General features: G+C 69.4%; 5 protein-coding genes and 1 pseudogene. 3 read left to right on the top strand and 3 right to left on the bottom strand.

The window, feature by feature from the left end; genetic code table 11:
• A partial coding sequence (locus IY392_RS14850; RefSeq protein ID WP_194861626.1) for an SDR family NAD(P)-dependent oxidoreductase occupies nt 1-625 on the top strand: 625 nt, incomplete at its 5' end.
• A gap of 30 nt (nt 626-655) precedes the next feature.
• Nucleotides 656-2,482, top strand: coding sequence for an acyl-CoA dehydrogenase (locus IY392_RS14855; RefSeq protein ID WP_194861627.1), 1,827 nt, complete (start codon nt 656-658; stop codon nt 2,480-2,482).
• Between the two features lie 52 nt (nt 2,483-2,534).
• Here the strand turns inward: IY392_RS14855 and IY392_RS14860 are convergent, their stop codons facing one another.
• The 3 genes from IY392_RS14860 to IY392_RS14870 form a co-directional block, all read right to left on the bottom strand.
• Nucleotides 2,535-2,990 carry an SRPBCC domain-containing protein gene (locus tag IY392_RS14860; protein ID WP_107757587.1) on the bottom strand — a complete coding sequence of 152 codons (456 nt, stop codon included), beginning with the start codon at nt 2,988-2,990 and terminating at the stop codon, nt 2,535-2,537.
• 7 nt (nt 2,991-2,997) lie between these two features.
• Complete coding sequence (locus IY392_RS14865; RefSeq protein WP_107757588.1) at nt 2,998-3,375, bottom strand: helix-turn-helix transcriptional regulator; 378 nt, start codon at nt 3,373-3,375, stop codon at nt 2,998-3,000.
• Nucleotides 3,376-3,548: 173 nt separating this feature from the next.
• Entirely contained in the window at nt 3,549-4,211 is a 663-nt protein-coding gene (locus IY392_RS14870; RefSeq protein ID WP_107758254.1) for a fasciclin domain-containing protein, read from the bottom strand.
• Between the two features lie 138 nt (nt 4,212-4,349).
• On the opposite strand from IY392_RS14870, the pseudogene IY392_RS14875 reads away from it, so the two are divergent.
• A pseudogene (locus IY392_RS14875) lies at nt 4,350-4,877 on the top strand (oxidoreductase); the annotation flags it as partial.

Here is a 4,877-nt window from a genome sequence, read left to right on the forward strand (position 1 = left end):
GGAGGAATGGCAGGCGGCGCGCGCCGAGGTCGAGAAGACCTGGGGCGGGCTGGACGTGCTGGTCAACAACGCCGGGATCGCGCAGGGCGGCCGCATCGAGTACCTCACCGAGGAGGACTGGCGGCTCATCACGGACATCAACCTGCTGGGTGTCGCGCGCGGGTGCCGCACTTTCGTCCCGATGCTCAAGGCCCAGGGCCGGGGGCACCTCGTCAACACGGCGTCCCTCGCCGGCCTCGTACACCCGCCGACCATGGCCTCCTATACAGCGGTCAAGGCGGCCGTGGTCGCGATCTCCGAGACCCTGCGGTGGGAACTGGAGCCGTTCGGGGTCGACGTCTCCGTGCTGTGCCCGTCGTTCTTCCGCACCAACCTGGCCTCGAGCCTGAACTCCTCCGACCCCGCCGCGAGCGCGTTCGCGAGCAAGCTCATCGACCGCTCCGAGCGCGGTGCGGACGAGATCGCCGCCGAGGTGATGACCGGACTGGACGCGAAGCGGTTCCTGATCCTGCCCGACCCGGACGCCCGGAAGGCCTACCGCGGCAAACGGTTCATGCCCGCCGCGTACGCCAGGACCATGCTCGGCATGGGCCAGAGGTTCGCCCGGGCCACCGGCGGGAGCTGACGGCCGCGGCCGGCCGGGTAGCCTGCGGCTATGGCTCCCTCGAATACCCTTCCCTCGACCGTGATGTCCCGGGCCGACATGGACTTCCTGCTCCATGACTGGCTCCGGGTGTCCGAGCTGTGTGGGCGCGAGCGGTACTCGGACCACTCGCGCGAGACCATCGACTCCGTGGTCGACCTGTCGGCCGAACTCGCCGAGAAGTACTTCGCTCCCCACAACCGCACGGCCGACCTCAACGAGCCCAGACTCGTGGGCGAAGAGGTCGAACTGATCCCGGAGATCGCCGAGGCCCTGCGCCGCTTCGCCGACGCGGACCTGGTGGGCGCCGCGATGGACTCCCGGGTCGGGGGCATGCAGTTGCCGTACACCGCGTACCTGGCGTGCATGGCGTGGTTCTACGCCGCCAACGTCTCCACCGCCGCGTACCCACTGCTCACCACCGGCAACGCCAACCTGTTGATCGAACACGGTTCCGAGGAGCAGATCGAGCGGTACGTCCGGCCCATGGTCGAGGGTCGCTTCACCGGGACCATGTGCCTGTCCGAGCCACAGGCCGGCTCCAACCTCGCCGACATCACCACCCGCGCCGAGCCGCAGGACGACGGGACCTACCGGCTGTTCGGGCAGAAGATGTGGATCTCCGGCGGCGAGCACCAGATGTCCGAGAACATCGTGCACCTGGTGCTGGCCAAGGTGCCCGGTTCGCCGGCCGGTACCCGCGGCATCAGCCTGTTCGTCGTGCCGAAGTTCCTGGTCGACGAGGACGGGTCGATCGGGGAGCGCAACGACATCGTGATCACCGGCCTCAACCACAAGATGGGTTTCCGCGGCACGGTCAACACCATGCCCACCCTCGGCCAGGGCATGCACACCCCCGGCGGCCGGCCGGGCGCTGTCGGGTACCTCGTGGGCGAGGAGAACACCGGCCTCAAGAAGATGTTCACCATGATGAACGAGGCCCGGCTCGGCGTCGGCCTTGGCGCCACGGCACTCGGATACACCGGCTACCTCAAGTCGCTCGACTACGCGCGCACCCGTCCGCAGGGCCGGGCACCCGGTTCCGATCCGTCCTCGCCGCAGGTCATGCTGACCGGTCACGCCGACGTGCGGCGGATGTTGCTGGCCCAGAAATCGTACGTGGAGGGTGCGCTCGCGCTGGGGTTGTTCTGCGCGCGACTCGTCGACGAGGAGAGGACCGGCTCGCCGGAGGAGGCCGCGGCCGCCTCGACCCTCCTGGACGTGCTCACCCCGATCGCCAAGTCGTGGCCGTCGCAGTGGTGCCTCAAGGCCAACGAGTTGGCGGTGCAGGTGCTGGGTGGTGCCGGCTACACCATCGACTACGACGTGGAACAGCACTACCGCGACAACCGGCTCAACCCGATCCACGAGGGCACGCACGGGATCCAGGCCCAGGACCTGCTCGGGCGCAAGGTCCTCGCCGGAGGTGGCGCCGGTCTCGCCGCGCTCAGCGAGCGCATCGCCGCCACCTGCGACCGCGCGGATGCGGCAGGCGGCGCGGTCGAGGAGTTCGCCGCACTGCTCCGACCCCGGGTGACACGACTGATCGAGGTGACCACCGCACTCGCGGGGGTCGGGGCGACCGACCCGGAGGCGTTCCTGGCCGACGCCACGGAGTATCTCGAGGCCACAGGGCACATCGTGATCGCCTGGATCTGGTTGGAGCAGGTGCTCGCCCTGGGGGGCCGTATCGACGACGACACCGACGGTCTCGCCGCAGGGAAGCGGCAGGCCGCCGCGTACTTCCTCCGGCGGGAACTGCCCGTCGTGGACGCCAAGTTCGACCTGCTGGCCTCCGGCGACCGCACAACCCTGGACATGCGGGACGACTGGTTCTGAGCTGAGGGGCTGACTCTGGGCCGCGGGCCTGACTGTCGCCCGAGTGTCCGGGTCAGTGCGTTGCGGACGCCGCCAGGACTCCGTCCAGCTCCTCGAACGCCTCGGTCCAGCCGTCGTGAGCACTGTGCTCGGAGCCGCGGTCGTCCGGCAGTCCAGCCACGTGGAACGTCATGAGGGTGTGACCGTCGCCCACCTCGGCGAGGTCGACGGTGATGACGGGGACCTCGTCCCCGTCATCACCGGGACTGCCCCAGGTGAACCGGAGCCGGTCGGGCTCGCGGATCTCGAGGTACTCGCCCGCGGCCGGCCATTCGCGGCCGGTCGGGTCGATCATCAGGTAGGTGTAGCGACCTCCCACGCGCAGATCGATCGCGACGCTGTCCGCGGGAGTGGTGACCTCGTGGGGATGCCACCAGCGGGCGGCGACGGCGGGGTCGGTCCACGCCCGCCAGACGGTCTCGCGCGGGGCGTCGAACGTACGGGTGATGGTGAATTCGGGAACGGACATGGTGCCCTCACTCCTTCGATCGAGACCTTCGTCCTCGATGCTCGGGGTCGACGTGCCCGCGCTGGATGTCGGCCAGCACGCCGTCGAGTCGGTCGAACTTCTGCTGCCACAGCCCGCGGGTGCGCTCGACCCACTCCGTGGCGGCGTCCAGTGGTTCCGGCCGGAGCGTGCACACCCGCCACTGGGCGCGCGTGCTGCGCTCGATGAGACCGGAGCTCTCCAACACCCGCAGGTGTTGCGAGATGGCGGGTGCACTGATGTCGAAGGGGTCCGACAACTCGCCCACAGTCGCCGGCCCGGCGCTGAGCCGCTCGAGGATCCCACGCCGCGTGGGATCGGCGAGCGCCTGGAACACCCGGGACAGCGAATCACCAGCCTGTTTCACTTCGTGCTTTCCTTAATTAGGCGATACCTTAAGTATCCCCGTTGAGCGACCCGTGTCAACCCCCCGCGACAGCGCACAGCCCGGGCCGACGCTGTCGCGTCGACCCGGGCTGTGGTTGTGCTGTGGTGGTGTGACACCGCCCGGCGGTCAGGGATCACCGGAACTCAACGCGCTCACTCCTCGGGGACGAGGACCTGATCGATGAGGTAGACCGTGGCGTTGGCCGTCTGGACGCCGCCGCAGATCACGTTGGCCTCGTTGACCATGATCTCGTCGCCGGAGCCGGTGACGTCGACGTCCTCGCCGGCGAGAGTGGTCTGCATGCCCTCGATGTCCTCGGGCGAGATCTGACCCTCGACCACGTGGTAGGTCAGGATCGTGGTGAGCAGCTCGGGATCGGTCTGCAGAGCCTCCATCGTCGCGTCGTCGACCTGCGCGAAGGCGTCGTCGACCGGCGCGAACACGGTGTACTCACCGTTGTTGAGGGTGTCGACCAGGTCGACCTCCGGGTTCACCCCGCCCGACACGGCGGCCGTGAGGGTGGTGAGGAGCGGATTGTTGGAGGCGGCGGTGGCGACCGGCTCCATGGCCATGCCGTCGACCGAGCCCGGGCCGTCCGGGTTCGCCTCGGCGTAGTCCGCACACCCGGGCCCGACCAGCATGCCGGCCGGCTCCGCCATGGCGGTGGTCTCCTCGGTGGTCATCTCGGAGGTCATGGGGGCGGTCGTGGTGCCCTCGGCCTCGGTGGTGCCCTCGTCGTTCGCGCAGCCGGCCAGAACGAGGCCGCTCACGGCAGCCGCCGCGGCGATCGAAGCCATACGGCGGGAGATCGTCATGCTCATGGTGTTGGTCCTTTCAACAGAGCCTTGCGTGCTGGGTCACAGGTTCTTCGGCACAGTTCTCCGGCCGGATGGGTGACCCCCGAAATCTCTCTTCCCCACCGTCCGCCGAGGCCTGTGCTCCGAACTCCTGACGTGGATATCACCCAGCCCCGAACCCGCGTGACAGCCCAGATCGCCGCGGGCGTCCTCGCGACCGGAATCGCTCTCGCGGTCGGTCACGCCATGGCGGGACTGGTCGCCCCCGGTTCGTCTCCCTTCCTGGCGGTGGCCGACTCCGTCGTCGACCGCGCACCCTCGGCCGTCCGCGAGGCGACCATCGACGCACTCGGAACCGCGGACAAACCGGCGCTGCTCATCGGCCTCGCCGGAATCCTGGCGGTGATGGGTGTGGTCATCGGTCTCACGGAGCGACCGCGGCGGCCGATCGGGTCCGTCCTCATCATCGCGCTCGGACTCACGGGAGTTCTCGCTGCGGCGACCCGCCCTTCGGCCGGGCTCGCGTGGGTGCTGCCGACGCTCGCCGGCACCGTCCTCGCCGTTGTCGCCCTGCGACTGATGGTCGGCGCACTGTTCCCCGCGTCCGGGGACGGGACAGGTGGCGGTTCGGGGGACGGGTCGGGGACCGGCTCGGGTGACCTCGTCTCGTCGACCGACGAGGCC

Source organism: Dietzia sp. SYD-A1, assembly GCF_015356725.1.
GTDB lineage: Bacteria > Actinomycetota > Actinomycetes > Mycobacteriales > Mycobacteriaceae > Dietzia.